The sequence below is a fragment of the Legionella tunisiensis genome, from assembly GCF_000308315.1.
GTDB lineage: Bacteria > Pseudomonadota > Gammaproteobacteria > Legionellales > Legionellaceae > Tatlockia > Tatlockia tunisiensis.
In genome coordinates, this window is record NZ_CALJ01000202.1 from 21,094 (window position 1) to 39,565 (window position 18,472).

The following is an 18,472-nucleotide window of genomic DNA, read 5'->3' on the forward strand; positions in this document are numbered from 1 at the left end:
AAGCAATAGAACGTTGCAGAGTGTAAAAATCGCAGGGTTGCAAGACAGTATTGTTCAACAGCAAAAAGCTTTTAGCAGTATTTTTGGTGAAGTTCACACTAACCTGGGTAAGTATAAATTATCTCAAGAGGCAATTTCCGCAATCAAGAGAAGCTTTGATACAGCTCATGATGCACCCAATGAAGATGAAGAAGATGAAATTACTTTTTATCAGCAGAAATTAAAGACTTTGCAAGGTATTACACGACAATTAGAAGAAGAGAAAAAGCAAGCGAAAACCCTCATTGCTAACACGCTAATTCAAAAAATTAATGCTGTTGCCCTGGAAATAGATACAAAACGTCTGGAAATGGCAAACAAAACCGAGGGGTATACACTTCTAGAAAACGAAGCAGCTTTTGTTAGAGAGCTTAAAACGCCATTAGCAAGAGACTACCAACAATCAGTAGACCAAGCAGAACTGGAGGAACATCTAGAAATTTTGCTTGTTACAAAAGAGAATCTTACTGCCGAATCAGAAAAACGGATAAAATTGTAGATCATCATACGCTTGCCCGCCAGCATAAAGGTAAGACTCAATTCTTTTTAAAGCTGAATGAATATGAAAAAGATGAGTCGTTGGTTCTTCTTGCCACGTTGGCCCAATATTTGACGTCCGAGCAATTACGCAAAGCAATCCAAGATAAATTACCACTTATCACTAATTTACCCGCTTTAAACGCTGTTGAAGAGTGGGTAACAAATGATGTGGCCGATACGTCGGAAACCAAAAATAAAATTGCTTTTGCTAAATTATTGTTAGAGCAAAAATATTGCAGTTAGAGCTGATTTTTTCGATGAAGAAAATAATAAAATGGCGGTGGTCAAACTGTTAAGTGAAAAAGGATTAAGACAGTTTATAACTAACACATTAACAGATAACGAGGATTTATGTAGAGCGCTGCTGTTAATAGAACACTATGATCCTACTGCTATTAACGAAAAATTAATGTCTGATAAAGCGATTAGTATCAGCAAAATGGCAGTAGTTATCACTAAACTTGATGATTTTGTTGAAAACTATCCTAAACAAGCAGTTAAAGGTCAATTAGAGAACTTCCGTAACGCAGCAATCCCCGTTTTATTAACTGATAAGAACTGTGAAGCGAAACAAAAGGAACTTTGTACTTTAGCGAAAAAGCATTTTGAGCATCAGGACTTCCCTCGCCGTGTTCTTGCAGATGTGCTACAATTCATTACCCTTACATTCCTATTTATTATGCCGTACCGTGCATACAAGGGTAAATCTCTATTGTTCAGTCAGGCAGAGACAAATCGGGAATCCCTATTAAAACAGGATGTTTTACCTGCATTAGTAGCCGATAAGGATAAAGATGTGCCTGAAAATAAAAATGATGAACCAAAAGTAGAGCTCTAATAATAAAAAAATCTGTCAGGAGCGCCCTCCTTTGCAACATGATAAAAAAGGCGCGGCCTATGCTGCGCTGTCCGGTCTTTTTTTGGCCTTATAGGTTATTTTGGTGTTAGCGTAATTAATGCTGATATTTCGGTCTCAACTATGCTATTTTGGCGTTTCCTGGTTTCCGGCCTTTTTATTGCCATTCTCTTAATCCCCACTATGAACAAAGCCTTGGCTAATACCAGTTTTTGGGAGCTTTTCAAAGTAACCTTTGCCGGTGCCTTATTTTACGGTGCCTGTTCTATTTTTATTTTATCGCAGCCAAATACATTGGTAGTGGCTTGTCGATGGTTATATTTTTACTTATCCCGCTATCGTAATGCTGATCAATTTTTTATTCTACAAACAGAAAATCAGTAAAATTTATTATCTGGCAATCACGATCATCTTCATTGGATTAATCTTTCTCACCCATGGAGAAGGCATCAAATTTGATGTGACAGGCATTGGTTTAAGTTTATTATCTGCACTTCTTTATGCCCTTTATTTAATAGCCAGTAAAAGTAGTCCAGTACCCTCTCTCCTAGCTACATTGATGGTTTCGATTGGTTGCATGGCAGCCTGTTTAATAGCCGCTTTATTGGATAATACCTTCAAAATTCCTGTCGGTATAAACGTCTGGGTTAATATTTGTGGTATCGGGATAATTTGTACCGCCTTGCCTATTGTTTTGCTATTACAGGGCTTAAAATACATTAGTTCTGTGCAAGCATCGATTCTATCTGTCCTTGAGCCAGTCTTTGTCGTTATTTTTGGTATTCTACTTTTGAATGAAAAAATTAATCTTATCCAGGCGCTGGGAGTATTAATTTTATTGTCTGGAGCTTTGCTTGCTTTACTGAGTGAGCGACAAAAAATTGAGTTAGGACACTTGGTAGAGATTTAGAAGACTCTTTCGGACGGTTTATATTTCATTTTTATCAACTCAATAATCCGAACATTAGCTTCAAGAAAGGGATAGTTATTCAAGTCATCAATGCTAACCCAATGCAGATCAAGTTGGGATTCACGACAGCTGGGTTTTCCTTCATACCGACTGACGGTAAATACCAGCAAATTTACTGTGTTAGTATCGTAGCGATGGATTACTTCGGCTAAAAAATGATAATCACGAATATCAACATCTACTTCTTCTTTGATTTCTCTAATCAGTGCCTGCTCAGGTAATTCATTCGCTTCTAACTTCCCGCCAGGAAATTCCCACATGCCGCCATGAGCGGCATGCAAGGGTCTACGAGTAATTAATACCCGCTGTTCCTGATCAAAAATAATAGCAACCGCTACCTTCACACGAGACTCCCATGACAACTTTTAAATTTTTTGCCAGAACCACAAGGACAAGGATCATTGCGCCCTATTTTTCTCTCTACGCGTCTAAAGGTAGTGTCACTGGTCTGTTCTCTGGATTCAGCTTGCTCTTCTTCATGTAGAAACTGCATTTTACGAATCTGTTCTGCTCGACGTTGTTCTTCAACCGCGTTCACATCTTCTTCTGTTTGTACTTCAACTGAAGAGAGTAAACGAACAATGTCGTATTTCAGATTATCAAGCATCATGGTAAACAAAGAAAACGCTTCGCGCTTATATTCTTGTTTGGGATCTTTCTGAGCATAACCACGCAAATGAATGCCTTGACGTAAATGATCCATTGCTGCTAAATGTTCGCGCCAATGAGTATCCATCGTTTGTAAAATAACTGATTTTTCAAATTGAGACAGTACTTCCCTGCTTGCTAACTTCTCTTTTTCCCGATATTGCTCGAGGCAAAGCTGGAATATTTTCTCTCTAATCTGTTCAGGCTGAATACTGTGATCATCTTCTACCCACTGCTCAATATCCCCTTTCAGCTTGAAATCTTCCAATAGAGCTTGCGTCAGTCCTTTCAGATCCCATTGATCTTCCAAACTTTGCGGGGGTATAAAATTATCAACCAATCCATAGATAACATCTTCCCGCATTGCTTCAACTACCTCGCGGGGATCAGTCATTGCCATGATCGCAGCACGTTGAGTATAGATGACTTTTCTTTGCTCATTGGCGACATTGTCGTAATCAAGCAACTGTTTTCTGACATCAAAATGATGCCCTTCTAATTTACGCTGAGCATTCTCAATCGCTTTAGTCACCAGACTATGTTCAATAGGCTCACCAGGTTTCATACCCAAACGGCGCATCATGGCGGCAACACGCTCAGAAGCAAAAATGCGCATCAAATTATCATCAAGTGAGAGATAGAAACGACTGCTTCCTTCATCACCCTGCCGCCCAGCTCGACCACGCAACTGATTATCAATCCGACGAGATTCATGGCGCTCCGAGCCGATAATACGTAAGCCCCCTGCTTTGAGTACTGCTTCATGGCGATTTTTCCAATCGGCCCGTACAGTCTGTCGGTCAGCCTCTGTTGCATCCGTTGGTAAAGCTGCCATTTCCGCAGCAAGGCTACCGCCTAATACAATATCCGTACCTCGACCCGCCATGTTAGTCGCAATCGTTACAACACCAGGGCGTCCGGCTTCGGCAATAATCTGCGCTTCTTTTTCGTGGAATTTGGCATTTAATACCTGGTGTTTTAAACCCGCTTTTTTAGTAACTGACTTAGCAACTCGGATGCCTCAATGGATGCTGTACCAACTAACACCGGTTGCTTACGTGCCACACAATCTTTTACGTCTTCAATGATCGCTTGATATTTATCCTGCTGACTTAGATAAATCAGATCAGCTTGATCATGGCGGCGCATGGGTTTATTCGTAGGAATAACCACAACTTCGAGATTATAAATTTGTTGGAATTCATACGCTTCTGTATCGGCTGTTCCCGTCATTCCCGATAGTTTATTGTATAATCTAAAATAATTCTGGAAAGTAATTGAAGCGAGGGTTTGATTTTCCTGTTGAATGGCAACGCCTTCTTTTGCTTCGATGGCTTGATGCAAGCCTTCTGACCAACGCCGGCCTGTCATAGTACGCCCAGTATGTTCATCCACAATCACAACTTGATTGTCTTTAACAATATAATCAATATCTCGATGGAACATTGCATGGGCTCTGAGCGCTGCATTCACGTGATGCATAAGGATGATGTTAGAAGCGTGATACAAGCTTTCGCCTGGATCCAGTAAATTTTCTTTCATTAAAAGTTCTTCAATACGCTGATGGCCAAGCTCCGTTAAATGAGCTTGTTTTTGTTTCTCATCAATCGTGTAATCGCCATCATCTCCTTCTTCCTCTTGTTTTTTAGCAGAGGAATTAGTTTGTTCACTTTTTATATATAGCTCTGAACTACCTTCAGCAGCACCTGAAATAATCAGAGGCGTACGTGCTTCATCGATCAAAATGGAATCGACTTCGTCAACAATCGCAAAATTTAATTCACGTTGAACTTTATCTGTCAAGCTAAAGGCCATATTGTCACGTAGATAATCAAAACCAAATTCGTTGTTAGTACCATAAACAATATCTGCTCGATACGCAGCTTGCTTAGCATCATGCGGCATATCAGGGTAAATAACACCAACTGTTAAACCTAAAAACTCAAAAATAGGCTGCATCCATTGGCTATCACGCTTAGCCAGGTAATCGTTCACTGTAACAATATGCACGCCGTGTCCACTAATAGCATTCAAATAAGCAGGAAGTGTAGCAACCAGTGTTTTACCTTCCCCAGTGCGCATTTCCGCAATATTACCTTCGTGTAGCACCATACCGCCGATTAATTGAACATCAAAATGTCTTAATCCTAACGTCCGTACAGATACCTCGCGCACCACAGCAAACGCCTCGGCTAATAATTCATCCAGTGTTTCACCTTCAACTATGCGGGCTTGAAATTGTGCTGTTTTAGCGGCTAATTCCTCATCCTTAAGTACCTGCATCTGGGCTTCAAAAGTATTAATAACCTGTACTGTTTTTTCCATGCGTCGCAAAGTACGTTCATTGCGACTACCAAACATTTTTTTCATCAACGTATTCAGCATAGCCCTGATAATCCTCTCGATAATTCCGGCTTTAAAGGCGCTTAATTTACTAGAATTTTGCCCAAAATGCCACGTAAACCATACAATGCAGTCAAATAGCTCGGCATTGCAAACAAAATGAACGTTCTGCTGCAGTTAAACAGACTTGAATACTCCATTTTACTCATCTGGGGGCACTAACAATAAATACAATCTTGATTGACCGAATTCTTGGTGGTATGTCCGATTTGCCTTCGTCATTCCAAACTTACTGAGGAATCTTCTAGCGTTGAGACGCGCTCTCATTTTTTGCGAGATGAGAGAAAGAAAAATTCGGAATGACATAGAGAATATGCAGCAAGAAAATCTAGTACATCATCGAATTTTTTAATCTCAACTAAAGCCGCCTCTTCTTCCATCTCACTTAGCATAGCGAGTGATTTTTCTAATTGATCAACTTGTTTTAGCTGTTGTGCTTGCACTAATCTCTCTTTCCACGACTTGGCATGCGGCAAACCATGAGCCAAATTAAAAACAGGTTTCAGTAACAAGCTTAAAGGTACGCCACGCTCAAATTGCCTGTGAATATAGACAATATAATCACGCCAGATAGCAGAACGTGCTGGTTGAGGTAGCTCAGGATAAAATTGATGATGAATCGCCGCCAGTGCATAAGGATTTTGGCAGGCCAACCGCCCTAACATCACCCCATCAACTTGTTGTAAATGGCTTTTAATTTCATTTGCTGTATTAATATTGCCATTGATAACCACTGGTATAGTTGGCATTTCTTCTTTAATTTTATAAACAAATTCATAGTGTAAAGGTGGAATGGTGCGATTTTGCTTGGGATTTAAACCATGCAGCCAGGCTTTACGTGCATGGACAATCAGTTTATCACAACCGGCATCTATCAACCGATGGGCAAAGGCTGCAAAAAAATCATAACTATCCTGCTGATCTATTCCAATTCGCGTCTTGGCCGTCACCGGAATTGAAACTGCATTTTTCATCGCTGAAATACAATCAGCAACTTGTTCAGGTTCAGCCATCAAACAAGCACCAAAACGACCTGCCTGTACTTTGTCGCTGGGACAACCCAAATTTAAATTAACTTCTGCAAATCCTTTTTCCTCAGCGGTTTTTTGCACAATGAACTAAGCCATTTTTATCTGCACCACCAAGTTGTAATGCCAAGGGATGTTCTACCGGATCAAAAGCAAGTGCACGAGCAGGATTGTTCGTGATAGCCCCTACGGTTTGCATTTCTGTATATAACAATGCATAGGGAGCTATAAGGCGCATAAAGACACGAAAATGCGTGTAAGTCCAGTCAATCATTGGCGCTATGGCAAGCGGAGAAATTAAGGACTTAAGTCCTGTTGAGAACAGTGAGTTAGGTAATGATTGCACAACGCATTATCTGGTTATTTAAACTGGCTATTATACTCGATTTTGTAATATGCTCAAAAAATAACTACGTATATTAGCAACTAACCAGGTTTAAAATCCTGGAACTTACAATGCCTGTAAGGCATCAATCACTAACTGTAGTTTTGTTCTCCCCTGATAAGTATTAATATCTAACTTATAAGCTGCCTGTACTGTCTTAATGCGGTGATTCGGCCATTGATTTAGATCAACATTAAAAGCAATCGCATCAATAGCCTCTCCACCATCAGGATGAGCCAAAGCTAATTTTAAATGATTTTTTCCAACTAAACGTTGGTCAAGAACCTCAAAAATATTATCAAAGCAAGGCTCAGGAAATTGCTGCCCCCCAAGGACCAGCCTGTTGTAAAAGCAAGGCTATTTGCAAACTTAACTCATCAGGATTTAAGGAGCCATCTGTCAAGAGTTCGCCCTCGCACTGAGAAATATCCATATATTTAGCAACTTCAGCAACAAAAGCTTGCTGAAAATCCTCAAATGCACGAGGATGCATACTTAAACCAGCTGCCATAGCGTGCCCACCAAACTTAGTAAGTAAACCAGGTCTATCTTTATCAACAGCAGCCAAAACATCACGTATATTCAAACCAGGTACTGATCTTGCCGAACCTTTCAATTCATTGTCACTAACTGCAGCGAAAGCAATAACTGGCCGGTGATAACGATCTTTTAAACGTCCCGCTAAGATGCCAATAACCCCCTGATGCCAAGCCTGATCCATCAAACATAAAGCAAGCGGTAACTGCTGTGTATTAGCCATTCTTTTAGCTAATTTATCCACTGCTATCATTGCCTGTTCTTTCATTTCAGCTTCAATCACTCGCCGCTCTTGATTTAACTCATCTAATTGCTCTGCCAATGAACGTGCCTTATCAAGATCATGACTCAATAAGCACTCAATACCGAGCGACATATCATCCAGTCGACCTGCAGCATTCAATCTTGGAGCAACGACAAAACCCAAATCACTTTCCCGCAAACGAGAATAGTCACGATTAGCAATTTCAATTAAAGCCTTAATACCAGGACGACAAAGGCCTTGACGCATGCGTGCCAGACCTTGATTAACCAAAACACGATTGTTTTGATCAAGGGCTACCACATCAGCAACGGTACCTAGCGCAACCAAATCAAGAAACTGCGCCATATTGGGTGCAGTAAGTCCTTGAGCATTAAACCAATCGTTATTAATAAGATATCGTCTTAAAGCCAGCATTAGATAGAAAATGACCCCAACACCGGCAATTGATTTACTTTTAAATTGATCCCCAACTTGATTGGGATTTATGATTGCACAAGCTTTGGGCAAAATATCGGCTGGTAGATGATGATCAGTAACCAGGACATCAATACCCGCTTGATTGGCCGCATCAACACCATCAATGCTGGCAATACCGTTGTCAACTGTGATTATCAAGTGTGGCTGCCATTTTTTAGCAACCTCAACGATCGCTGGCGTTAAACCATAGCCAAAATCAAAGCGATTAGGGACCAAAAACTCAACCTGAGAGGCTCCCATCGCGCGTAATGCTGAAACAGCGAGAGCCGTGGAGGTTGCGCCGTCTGCATCAAAATCACCAATAATAAGAATACGTTCTTTCGCCTCCAGAGCTTTGGCAAGGCGAATACAAGCTTTATCGATATCTGTCAGAGCATCAAATGGCAATAAAGCTTGTAAACTTTTATCTAATTGAGACTCGTGTCTTACTCCACGAGAAGCATAAATACGCTGTAAAACAGGGGGACAGGAGGGTAAAACAGGTAAAGAGTGGGGTAACTCTCGTTGTTTAATACGCATAACCTATTATCTCCATAATCTCGACCACCAATGATTCTTCTGCTTGCTATATGCCATGTTATTCCAAAACCAGTGAGTGGTAATTTTTTTGTGTTTTCTTCTATCCTGGCTAGTTCCATCTGCTGCGGATATTTTAAGAGCAGTAAATCATTCTTTTGCATGATTGAGGCCGGCGTTAGAGGATTAATTTGTTCTAGCAGCTTGCCAGGATTAGCGAGAAGCACTTCATCATCAGTCACTATCTTTCTATTTTTGGAAGGTTTAAATTCTCCACTTCCCCAAAACCACAAACCATTAATAGCTAATTTATTCTGTCGTTGTCCGTTCAATGAATGGGAACTCAGATACATTTGTAACTCAGTGATTAGACGTTGCCAAAACAGTGTATTATCCATTGCTTCAAGGGCAGGCATCATCGATTGATGCAGCATTGTGTATACTGATTTGCTTTTGAGGGCGGGCTTAGTATCTATTTTGAATAGCCAAGTCTGTTCATCATGATAAACCGGTGAAAAATTATCTCCTTTCAAGAACTGTGTCAGCTCCGCAAACCATAAACGAGATTCATCTTCTGTTAATTCAAGTTCCTTGCCAGTTGCAACCACCATTGCATCGTTGTGAGTTGCTTGCCAATGAATGGGGGATGCGATTAGCCATTTCCCCTCTAAATGATGAGAGAGGCGCAGTAAGTCAGCCAGAGGCGGATAGATTGGATCACAACCTAAACAACTTAAAAAATTGAGGTAATAGTGGCCATAACTGACAAGCGGTTTACTACCAGCAGGCGCATCATCCCTTATACCATTAACAACCACATCCATCATTAAACTGCCTGCAGATAGCCATCTCGTTTAAATAATGCTTTTAAATTGCGTAACGCTTGTCGAGTTCTTTGGTTATTTTCTATTAAGCCAAAGCGAACAAAATTATCCCCCTGTGAACCAAATCCTATACCGGGAGACACTGCAACACAGGCTTCCTGAAGTAAGTATTTGGAAAACTCAAGAGAACCCATATGGCTGTAAAAAGAAGGAATTGGTGCCCAAACAAACATGGTAGCTTTGGGCTTTTCTACATACCAGCCAATATCCTGCAGACCTTCGCATAAGACATCCCGTCGCTGCTCATATAAAGCTCGAATCTCATGGACACAGTCGTCAGGCCCCTCTAGCGCAGCAATAGCAGCCACTTGAATGGGAGTAAATGTTCCATAATCCAAATAAGATTTAATACGGGTTAAGGCGGCAACTAATTCCTCGTTACCACAGGCAAACCCTACACGCCAGCCAGGCATGTTGTAAGATTTGGACAGAGAATAAGTTTCAATTGCTATATCAATTGCGCCTGGGACCTGTAAAATTGACGGTGCTTTGTAACCATCAAAAACAATGTCAGCGTAAGCTAAATCATGAATAATCCAAATACCATGATGCTTGGCCAAAGTAACTACCCGCTCAAAAAACTCATATTCCACACAATGCGTACTTGGATTAGCAGGAAAACTAATAACCAAGGCTTTAGGTCTTGGCCAGGTTTGTTCAATAGCAGTTTGCACTGCGTCTAAGAATTGATTTTCACCAATTAGAGGAATCTGCTTAACATTCGCTCCTGCAATAATGAAACCATAGGTATGGATTGGATAAGCAGGGTCTGGAACCAACACGGTATCACCTGGGCCACTAATTGCCAAAGCAAGGTGAGCCAACCCCTCTTTTGAACCAATCGTAGTAACAATTTGCTTTTCACTATCAAGGCTAACTTGATAATTGCGTTCATACCAAGAAGCCATTGCACGTCGTAAGCGGGGAATACCCTTTGACATAGAATAACGGTGAGTATCAGGACGCTTTACCGTTTCAATCAATTTATCAACAATATGTTGCGGTGTTGGTTGATCAGGGTTACCCATACCAAAATCAATGATATCGTCTCCACGCGCTCGTGCCTCAGACTTCAACTGTGTCAATGTGTTAAAGACATAGGGCGGCAAACGTTTGATTCGTGGAAATTGACTCATCTTTTTAACCTCTGTGATATACTGTGCAGTAGTATAAATTATTTTTGCTTGATTAAACACCATGCATATCAGCTTAGAAACAGTCGATCAACACACGATACAATCTTATAGCGAGAATGAAATTCGGATTGACGCCATTTCTTATCAAAGCAGTCTCATTGTTAATCGTCACGAGCTTATAACCAATTGGCCTATCCACACAGTTAATGAATTGGATGCGGAATTATTAGTCCCGCTTCTTAAACACCAGCCCAGAATCGTTCTTATCGGTCATAATAATCAGGGGCAACTTGTTTCTTTTCCCATAATACAGACTCTGGCACAGCAAGGTATTGGCCTGGAATGTATGTCTATCGGCGCTGCTTGCCGTACTTTTAACGTACTGCTAAGCGAGCATCGTGAAGTAGTGCTAGGTATTATTTTATAATTTAATGACTTCAATTGGTTTCTAACTATCCAAAGATCAGTTTTATTTCTCAATTAAGACTTAATAATCAACTGATAAAATTAGGCTAAAATTTATATTGGGCTTCAGAAGTTCTAATACCTAGATTATATGGATTAAGTTGACTCATGGAGGGCTGAAGTTAAAGGTGGTTTAATGGCAGCGGATCTCTCCCAAAATCAGGTAATCGAAAATCTTAATCAATACTTGCAATGGCATAATCTGCCCTTGGAAATGAATCCTGACGGTGTTTGTAATGGATTAGCTATCGTCTATGCAAAATATATCCTGGAAGGTAAAAAGAAGAATTGAAAAAACCGATTTAGGACTACTAAATACGCTCAAAAATCATGGTATGGTTTTTTCAGAAAGATCCGAGGCTGTTATTGCACAGAAAAAGCATCAATCAGTAGGTTTATTACTGTCGATTGGGATTGCACTCATCAAATTCACTGATTTTTGTAAAGAGATCTTATTTAAAAATGAAGACGTTTCTTGTGACGAAAATAAACTCCAATTTTTTGCACAGCAAAAGAAAGAAGGAAAAACCCAAAGTGCTGATACAAGCGATTTAACGAATCACAACTCTTCACCACCTATTCAAACTAATTAATCATGAGTAGTGCTTAACTTTACAAACTTTAATCGCTTAAATCACACTCATCTTTTCCATTAGAGCTCCAGCGTGCTTTAATGGTTTTTACGCCGCCACAATCTCGATCCTTGCAAATCTTGGAAGCTGGAATTACTTGACATGCCATCGCCCACCCACCGTTAAAAAACGTAATTGCGATAGCTTGAGTACCCTTCGGCAAAAAGGCAATACCCTCGCGACGCCCTATCGTAGAAGCCACAAACCAATTGGCTTGTGAACCATCAAAATTATAGCTTAGGCTCAATTGACTGATTGCCCCTAAATCACCCGCCGTAAACTGCACAGTAACCCGCTTGGTTAAAGCCCCGCCTTCTATAAAGGTATCTACTTTCCTGATATCTCTCTGAGCCGGTACAGAATAATTTTCACCGGCCAACTTGCCCTGGTACTGGAAAGGATTAAAATCAAACTTGTTCATTAATACCCATGCATTCGCCACTGTAGCAGCTAGCGTATTGGCATTCCAATTCCAATCCCAGGGCAAAGGGAAGCGTCTACTGGCATAAAGATAAGCTTGCCCTATTTCTGGAGGCACAACCACAAAGAATTCTTTTGGGGTCGCACCGAAAAATTGTGAATCCAAATATAAATCATTTCGTAAATGCAGAATGTTTTCCTCCATACTCTCCAAATCTTCTTCCAATTCTGAAATATCAGCATTTCTACCAGAATAATAATTAATTAAAGAATTCAGCGTATTAATCGCACTGGCAGTCCCTTCCGTTGACATGATATTTTCTGGTGTCGGACCAATATTATTGTCCATGGTAAAACCTACACCCCATAATTGCCCATTATTAAAATACCCTCCCTGGTTACGCACAATGCGCCATATTTTTCGAGCTGTATTAGGGCCAAACCATCGATCGACTGTTTCTACTCCCAACGCTGAAATCCCCCAGAGATTAACATTGACTGACATAAAACTTCCTTCATCGGTAGTATCAGGTTGCCAATCATCAGTTGCAGAGGGGGTAATGGCCGTACCATGAGTAAAAATAGGCCCTTTTTGACATCAAAAGCACCGTTATACAAAAAGATAATAAACCCAGGGTGTCATAACCATTAACCGTTTTTCCTCCATTCAGCATTACATCAATACGCTGTAAGGCTAGACTCACCTCTGCCGTTTGTTCCGTATTCTCTAAAATATGTTTTAAAATCTGTAACCCAGCCAGCACAGAAAAATTATCTTCTACTGAGATTTCTCCTTCAGGAATAAGTCCTTGCTGCCCTACCGTTCCTCCGGGTGCATAATAGAAAGCGCCTATAGCAGCCTGCATTGCCGAAAAGGCGTGCAGACTGTTCATTGCATTATTTAGAGCCTTTGAAGTAATAGGAATACTGCCGTTATACAACAGATATTCTGCTTGTACTGGACCAATTATCTGCGCCCAGGCATTATCTCCTGTCAGTGGTTGCCAATCAGGCCAAGTAGTCACAAATTTAAAAAATCAGGTGAAGGATGTGCTGGATCGAGTTTAGGCAATTTGTCAGGTTCGTAATCCCAGCTAATAAAATTCTGATATCTACTCTGGAAAAAGGATCTTTATTATAAAAATCCGTAGTAATTAAACGAAAAGTAAAAGCTAACGTTGGATCAGTAATGGATTGCTGATAACCATATTGAAATATAGAGTTTGTAGCACGATTGCCCGGATTTAAAATAGACTGTAATTGATTAGAAATAAACGTTTTTGCAGTATCCAAAGCTAAATAATGATATTTTGCGGCCAGCGCTAAAGCGATTTGCCAGGTCCCCGCATCATAAATGGCAGTACCATACTTAATGTTAGTGCGTTCAATCTGAGTTTGTGCCTGAAACCATTCCAGTTCCGTACCTTGTTCGGGTGGCAAGCCACGACCTAAAATGGCAAATGGCCCTTCATATAAAGTATCTACTACTGTACAGGTATTAAGAGGAACACAGACATAATCACCAAAATACTTTGCGATATCTTCAAGATCGCCTACATAAAAACTTAAAGGAACAGAAAGAGAATCCTTACTAAGCGTCAATATTGGTGGCGAAATGAGAAAATGGACGAGTTCCTTAATCTCTCGATCATTATTGTCTTCTGTAGCCACAGCAAGATTGGCGCTACTAAATAATAAAGCACTGGCTGCGAGTAAGACTACCCCCTTTCTCATAACCATGACCTATTAAAGTGAGTAAAATACAATTTATATTAGGTCATTCCTTTGCAACAAATGCGCCAACTGAGGTGAATCCAGTAAAAAATGCCGTTTTTTGTACAAGAACAAGTCCACTCCAAAGTATATAAATGCCCTTTTAAAAAACTGTTATACCTGACGCCTTGCTTCAAGCACATTGGGGATTTGCTCCAGTTTATTTAATAAACGAGACAAACTATTTAAACCATCAATTTCCACAGTTAAAGTAATAAAAGCCGTATTATCATGTTTATTACTTTGAGTCTGCAGCGCATAGACATGCGCTTTTTCGTTTGATAATAACGAGGTCACATCTTTTAACAGACCAGAACGATCGAAGGCTTTAATCAAAATATCAACGACATAATGATCACGTGTTGAACTGCCCCAGCTTACTTGTAAAAAACGTTGTCGCTGTTTTACACCTGCATGAATGATATTGGGACAATCCTGTCGGTGTACAGACACACCACGCCCAAGCGTAATGTATCCAACTACTTCGTCACCTGGTACAGGTTGACAGCAACGTGCCATATGAGTGAGAAGATTGCCAACACCCTCTATACGTAAATCACTGCCCCTTACTTCAGGCTTGGCCAATGGTTTAACGATAGTTTGAATGCTTGGTTCTTCAACTTCTGCAGGAGACAATTTACTTAGAATTTGGCCCAATTTAATATCGCCACGCCCAAGCGCCGCTAACAAATCATCCAGCCGTTTGAAATTAAACGAAGACACTATGTCATGCAAACGATCTGTTTTGATCCCTAGGGTTTTTAATTCTTTATCAAGAATTTCATGCCCTTCAGCTTTATTTCTATCGTAATCCTGCATTCTAAACCAATGCAGAACTTTCGCTTTGGCGCGGGATGTTTTCAAATAATTCAGATGGGGATTAATCCAATCTCTTGATGGCCGTTCATCTTTACCTGTTAGTACCTCTACTTTGTCGCCTGTTTTTAATTCATAGGTCAGGGGAACTATAGAACCATTCACTTTCGCACCACGGCAGCGGTGTCCTATCTGACTATGCACATGGTAAGCAAAATCCAAGGGTGTAACACCCTGAGGTAAATCCAAAACATCCCCATCTGGAGTAAAGACATAAACTCTATCCTCAAGAAATTCAGTCTCAATTGCTTCTGATATGCCACTCGAAGTTGCCATTTCTTTATGCCAGGCCAAAACATCGCGTAGCCATTCAATTTTGCGTTCATGGCTTTCTTTTTGCTGTACGGCGCCCTCTTTGTATTTCCAATGCGCAGCCACACCCATTTCGGCCAGATCATGCATTTGAAAAGTACGAATTTGCACCTCAAAAACACGACCTTCTGGTCCTTCCACCGCAGTATGCAGCGATTGATAACCATTCGGTTTGGGATTGATAATATAATCATCAAATTCAACTGGTACTTGTTTCCATAAAGTATGCACCATACCTAATACTTCATAGCACTGCTCTTTGCTTTCTACCAAAACTCTTACTGCCGTTGCATCATAAATTTCATCTAAAGAAACATTTTTTCGTTTCATTTTACGGTAGATACTGTGAATGTGTTTTGAACGGCCATACACAGCAAAATGATGTGCACCTGTAGCTTTAATCTGCTTATTCAACTCTTCAACAATAAAATCAACATACTTGTCTCTTTCAAGACGTTTTGCTTTTAACCCTTTTGCGATGGATTTGTAATCATCTGGATGAAGATAGCGAAATGCAAGATCTTCCATTTCCCATTTAATAGCCCCTATCCCCAAACGATTCGCTAAAGGCGCATAGATTTCCATTGCCTCGGTAGCAATTTGATGGCGCATTGCTTCAGGAAGTTGGCCAGAGGATCGCAGCACACAAAGACGCTCGGCTAACTTAATCAATACAACACGTACATCATCAACCATCGCTAATAACATCTTGCGGACATTATCAATTTGATGCTTATTTTGTGGATATTTATTGAGTGCCTGTAAATTATGCATGGCACTCATTTTTCAATTCCTTTAACTAATTTGGCAATTGATGAACCTAGCTGTTCTTCAACATCATCCAGTGATAATTCTGCATAATGAACACTCTCAAAGATAATAGCCGCTGTGAGTGTCTGCTGATCAACTTCCAGATCAGCCAATACATCAGCCATGGCCAAACCTTGCTGCAAACAGGATACTCCGACTTCAGTAGCATGATCCTGTCCTGCCAGTTGGCTTAACGTACAAGCATTACGAATGAGTTCCAAATCTTGAAAATACCCTTTACTTGCTAACTGGTGTAGCCATTGCTCGACATCAATACCACTATCTGTTGTCCAAGGAGTATCTTCTTTAACTTTAACCATTGTTGCTATCCTTTCTCAAATAAAGCGATGGATTCCACATGCGCGGTGTGTGGAAACATATCCATAACGCCCGCTGAACGTAATCGATATCCTTTTTGATTCACTAAAATATCAGCATCTCTCGCCAAAGTAGCAGGATTACAAGAAACATAAACAAGCCGTTGCGGCTTAAATTTATCAATTTGCTTTACAATTTCCAAAGCACCTGAGCGTGGTGGGTCTAGCAAAATCTTAGTAAAACCATAGGATAATAAAAAGACAAGGCGTCAGTGTTTTCTAAATTGGCACAAAAAACTCAGTATTGGCCAAACCATTCGCTTTAGCGTTCATCTGAGCTCGGGAGACCATGGTATCGCTTCCCTCTACACCTACAACTTTTGCACAATGCCTGGCTAGCGGTAACGAAAAATTACCTAAGCCACAAAACAAATCCAACACCACATCTTCTGGCACCAACGCCATGAGTTTCAATGCTTGCGCAACCATCTGTTGATTTAAACCCGCATTGACCTGGGTAAAATCAGTCGCATGAAATTGGAAGCGAATACCTTCTTTAGGTAAAGTATAGGTTAAAAACTCATTACTTCCTTGCGGATAGAAAAGTACTACGCTATCAGGCCCGCCTGGTTGTAAAAAGATACGAAAATTAGTGCTTTTCCCAAATTGACGAATTTTTTCCTCGTCAGCAGTGCTCAAAGGCAACAGGTTACGAAAAATGAGTGCAACTTCCTCATCACCTGCCGCTACTTCAATCTGCGCAATACTATTTGGGTTATCTAGAGAATCAATAAGCGCACGCAAGTTTACTATTTGGGCGTCAATTTTTGCATTCATTACCGGACATTGATTTATTTCGGTAATATAACGGGGATTATTTTTCTCTCTAAATCCTACTAAAGTAGAGCCTTTTTTTCTACGTAGCGCACGCTTAAGCGGGCCTTATTACGATAGTGCCAGCTTTGACTGACAAGAGGAGGCAAAATCATCTCTGGCTCACAATGACCAATACGGCGCAGTAAATCAAGCAATAAGACTTCCTTTTCATGAATTTGAGCTTGTTCATTAAGATGTTGTAGGGAACAACCGCCGCATAAATGATAATGTGCACATCGCGGTTCAGCGCGTAGAGAGGAGGCCGTAACGAAGTCAACTATTCTTCCTTCATCAAAATCACGTTTAACTCGCGTATACTGGAAGGTAACCTGTTCTCCGGGAAGAGCACCTTGGATAAACGTTGTTTTACCATTAATTCTCGCAATGCCGCGGCCGTCATGACTAAATTTTTCTATATCAGCGGTTTGCATCGCTGCAGGCAGTCGTTGGCGTTTTTTACTCATGACTCTAATCTCTTAAAATACTTAATTGCTTGACACAATAAATTGGAATAAAAAACAGGCTGTCTTGAAACAAATTATTTTTCGCTCAATGCCACTTTAACAATCGATTTATTGCCGTGGGAAGAATACCACAGGCACTTTATTTGTGTCATGGCCTGTCTGCTATAGTGCTCGTTAGTTAAGCGATACTATAGGCTGACTGTTCTTGTTGAGTAACCCCATAAAACAGATTAGCTAACAACAGGGAAAACAAATCAGTTGATTAATTTACAAAGCTGCCAAAAATTTTTCGACATTCTCTTTCGATAACTCCATAAAATTACCCCGCGCAAGTGAACGTGGCATAGTTAAATGCCCATATCGGATGCGTATCAAGCGACTGACTTCAACACCTTGCGATTGCCACAAACGCCGTACTTCCCTATTGCGTCCCTCCGTCAAAACTACATGATACCAACTGTTGGTCGCTTCCCCACCTCTAAACTCAATTCGTTTAAATTGGGCAACGCCATCTTCCAAATCAACACCTTTTAACATAGCCTGAATGGCCTCAGCACTGACTTGACCATGTACACGCACCGCATATTCTCTTTCTAATCCAAACTTTGGATGCATTAAACGATTGGCCAATTCACCATTATTGGTAAAAATCAGTAGGCCGGAAGTATTAATATCCAAACGACCAACCTGAACCCAACGTCCTTGTTTTAAGTAGGGTAAACGATCAAAAACTGTTTTCTCATGTTTGGGATCATACTTACTGGAAATTTCACCAACGGGTTTATGATAAATCAGTATTCTTGTTTTAGATTGAGATTTGAGAGGATTAGCAATTACCTTTCC

General features: G+C 40.5%; 15 protein-coding genes and 5 pseudogenes. 8 read left to right on the forward strand and 12 right to left on the reverse strand.

The window, feature by feature from the left end; translation table 11 throughout:
* The first annotated feature begins 37 nt into the window (after positions 1-37).
* From BN58_RS12065 to BN58_RS34165, 5 genes are all read left to right on the forward strand, one after another.
* Positions 38-538 (forward strand): hypothetical protein, encoded by a 501-nt coding sequence (locus tag BN58_RS12065; RefSeq protein ID WP_156812507.1) that lies wholly within the window; start codon positions 38-40, stop codon positions 536-538.
* Between the two features lie 80 nt (positions 539-618).
* The gene (locus tag BN58_RS12070) at positions 619-822 is read left to right on the forward strand and encodes a hypothetical protein (protein WP_019217061.1); all 204 of its coding nucleotides are present in this window, start codon (positions 619-621) and stop codon (positions 820-822) included.
* 31 nt (positions 823-853) lie between these two features.
* Positions 854-1,417, forward strand: coding sequence for a hypothetical protein (locus BN58_RS12075; RefSeq protein ID WP_019217062.1), 564 nt, complete (start codon positions 854-856; stop codon positions 1,415-1,417).
* Between the two features lie 141 nt (positions 1,418-1,558).
* A complete protein-coding gene (locus tag BN58_RS34160) occupies positions 1,559-1,819 on the forward strand; it encodes a hypothetical protein (protein ID WP_019217063.1) in 261 nt (86 codons plus the stop codon).
* A complete protein-coding gene (locus tag BN58_RS34165) occupies positions 1,779-2,345 on the forward strand; it encodes a DMT family transporter (RefSeq protein WP_019217064.1) in 567 nt (188 codons plus the stop codon). The genes BN58_RS34160 and BN58_RS34165 overlap by 41 nt, the downstream gene beginning before the upstream one ends.
* Here the strand turns inward: BN58_RS34165 and BN58_RS12085 are convergent.
* The 6 genes and pseudogenes from BN58_RS12085 to alaC all read right to left on the reverse strand — a co-directional run bounded on the left by BN58_RS12085 (position 2,342) and on the right by alaC (position 10,684).
* Positions 2,342-2,749, reverse strand: coding sequence for a (deoxy)nucleoside triphosphate pyrophosphohydrolase (locus BN58_RS12085; RefSeq protein ID WP_019217065.1), 408 nt, complete (start codon positions 2,747-2,749; stop codon positions 2,342-2,344). The genes BN58_RS34165 and BN58_RS12085 overlap by 4 nt on opposite strands.
* A pseudogene (gene secA, locus BN58_RS24825) lies at positions 2,746-5,438 on the reverse strand (preprotein translocase subunit SecA). The gene BN58_RS12085 and the pseudogene secA overlap by 4 nt, the downstream one beginning before the upstream one ends.
* Before the next feature lie 392 nt (positions 5,439-5,830).
* Positions 5,831-6,758: pseudogene (dusA, locus tag BN58_RS24830) on the reverse strand (tRNA dihydrouridine(20/20a) synthase DusA); the annotation flags it as partial.
* A 177-nt stretch (positions 6,759-6,935) separates the two neighbouring features.
* Positions 6,936-8,667 (reverse strand): annotated as a pseudogene (gene recJ / locus BN58_RS24835) (single-stranded-DNA-specific exonuclease RecJ).
* Positions 8,574-9,491 (reverse strand): hypothetical protein, encoded by a 918-nt coding sequence (locus BN58_RS24840; RefSeq protein ID WP_026069435.1) that lies wholly within the window; start codon positions 9,489-9,491, stop codon positions 8,574-8,576. The pseudogene recJ and the gene BN58_RS24840 overlap by 94 nt, the downstream one beginning before the upstream one ends.
* Entirely contained in the window at positions 9,491-10,684 is a 1,194-nt protein-coding gene (gene alaC, locus BN58_RS12110) for an alanine transaminase (protein WP_026069436.1), read from the reverse strand. The genes BN58_RS24840 and alaC overlap by 1 nt, the downstream gene beginning before the upstream one ends.
* A gap of 61 nt (positions 10,685-10,745) precedes the next feature.
* On the opposite strand from alaC, the gene BN58_RS12115 reads away from it, so the two are divergent.
* From BN58_RS12115 to BN58_RS24845, 3 genes are all read left to right on the forward strand, one after another.
* Positions 10,746-11,111: an Mth938-like domain-containing protein gene (locus tag BN58_RS12115; protein ID WP_019217069.1), complete on the forward strand. Its 366-nt coding sequence runs from the start codon at positions 10,746-10,748 to the stop codon at positions 11,109-11,111.
* A 174-nt stretch (positions 11,112-11,285) separates the two neighbouring features.
* Positions 11,286-11,441 carry a hypothetical protein gene (locus tag BN58_RS30960; protein ID WP_019217070.1) on the forward strand — a complete coding sequence of 52 codons (156 nt, stop codon included), beginning with the start codon at positions 11,286-11,288 and terminating at the stop codon, positions 11,439-11,441.
* Between the two features lie 43 nt (positions 11,442-11,484).
* Complete coding sequence (locus tag BN58_RS24845; protein ID WP_019217071.1) at positions 11,485-11,742, forward strand: hypothetical protein; 258 nt, start codon at positions 11,485-11,487, stop codon at positions 11,740-11,742.
* A 28-nt stretch (positions 11,743-11,770) separates the two neighbouring features.
* Here BN58_RS24845 and BN58_RS12130 read toward each other — a convergent pair whose 3' ends face one another.
* From BN58_RS12130 to BN58_RS24860, 6 genes and pseudogenes are all read right to left on the reverse strand, one after another.
* Positions 11,771-12,706, reverse strand: a complete 936-nt coding sequence (locus BN58_RS12130; protein WP_019217072.1) for a hypothetical protein — start codon at positions 12,704-12,706, stop codon at positions 11,771-11,773.
* A 37-nt stretch (positions 12,707-12,743) separates the two neighbouring features.
* The gene (locus BN58_RS12135) at positions 12,744-13,226 is read right to left on the reverse strand and encodes a hypothetical protein (protein ID WP_019217073.1); all 483 of its coding nucleotides are present in this window, start codon (positions 13,224-13,226) and stop codon (positions 12,744-12,746) included.
* Between the two features lie 4 nt (positions 13,227-13,230).
* A complete protein-coding gene (locus tag BN58_RS12140) occupies positions 13,231-13,935 on the reverse strand; it encodes a hypothetical protein (RefSeq protein WP_019217074.1) in 705 nt (234 codons plus the stop codon).
* Positions 13,936-14,088: 153 nt separating this feature from the next.
* A pseudogene (relA, locus tag BN58_RS24850) lies at positions 14,089-16,292 on the reverse strand (GTP diphosphokinase).
* Between the two features lie 5 nt (positions 16,293-16,297).
* A pseudogene (rlmD, locus tag BN58_RS37030) lies at positions 16,298-17,629 on the reverse strand (23S rRNA (uracil(1939)-C(5))-methyltransferase RlmD).
* A gap of 267 nt (positions 17,630-17,896) precedes the next feature.
* Positions 17,897-18,472 (reverse strand): pseudouridine synthase (locus tag BN58_RS24860; RefSeq protein ID WP_019217075.1); only part of this gene is annotated, 576 nt, incomplete at its 5' end.

Coding starts and splice junctions, on each gene's coding strand:
- BN58_RS12075 (WP_019217062.1), top strand. CDS start 854: ATGGCGGTGGTCAAACTGTTAAGTGAAAAAGGATTAAGACAGTTTATA.
- BN58_RS34160 (WP_019217063.1), top strand. CDS start 1,559: ATGCTATTTTGGCGTTTCCTGGTTTCCGGCCTTTTTATTGCCATTCTC.
- BN58_RS34165 (WP_019217064.1), top strand. CDS start 1,779: ATGCTGATCAATTTTTTATTCTACAAACAGAAAATCAGTAAAATTTAT.
- BN58_RS24840 (WP_026069435.1), bottom strand. CDS start 9,491: ATGATGGATGTGGTTGTTAATGGTATAAGGGATGATGCGCCTGCTGGT.
- alaC (WP_026069436.1), bottom strand. CDS start 10,684: ATGAGTCAATTTCCACGAATCAAACGTTTGCCGCCCTATGTCTTTAAC.
- BN58_RS12115 (WP_019217069.1), top strand. CDS start 10,746: ATGCATATCAGCTTAGAAACAGTCGATCAACACACGATACAATCTTAT.
- BN58_RS30960 (WP_019217070.1), top strand. CDS start 11,286: ATGGCAGCGGATCTCTCCCAAAATCAGGTAATCGAAAATCTTAATCAA.
- BN58_RS24845 (WP_019217071.1), top strand. CDS start 11,485: ATGGTTTTTTCAGAAAGATCCGAGGCTGTTATTGCACAGAAAAAGCAT.
- BN58_RS12130 (WP_019217072.1), bottom strand. CDS start 12,706: ATGTCAGTCAATGTTAATCTCTGGGGGATTTCAGCGTTGGGAGTAGAA.
- BN58_RS12140 (WP_019217074.1), bottom strand. CDS start 13,935: ATGAGAAAGGGGGTAGTCTTACTCGCAGCCAGTGCTTTATTATTTAGT.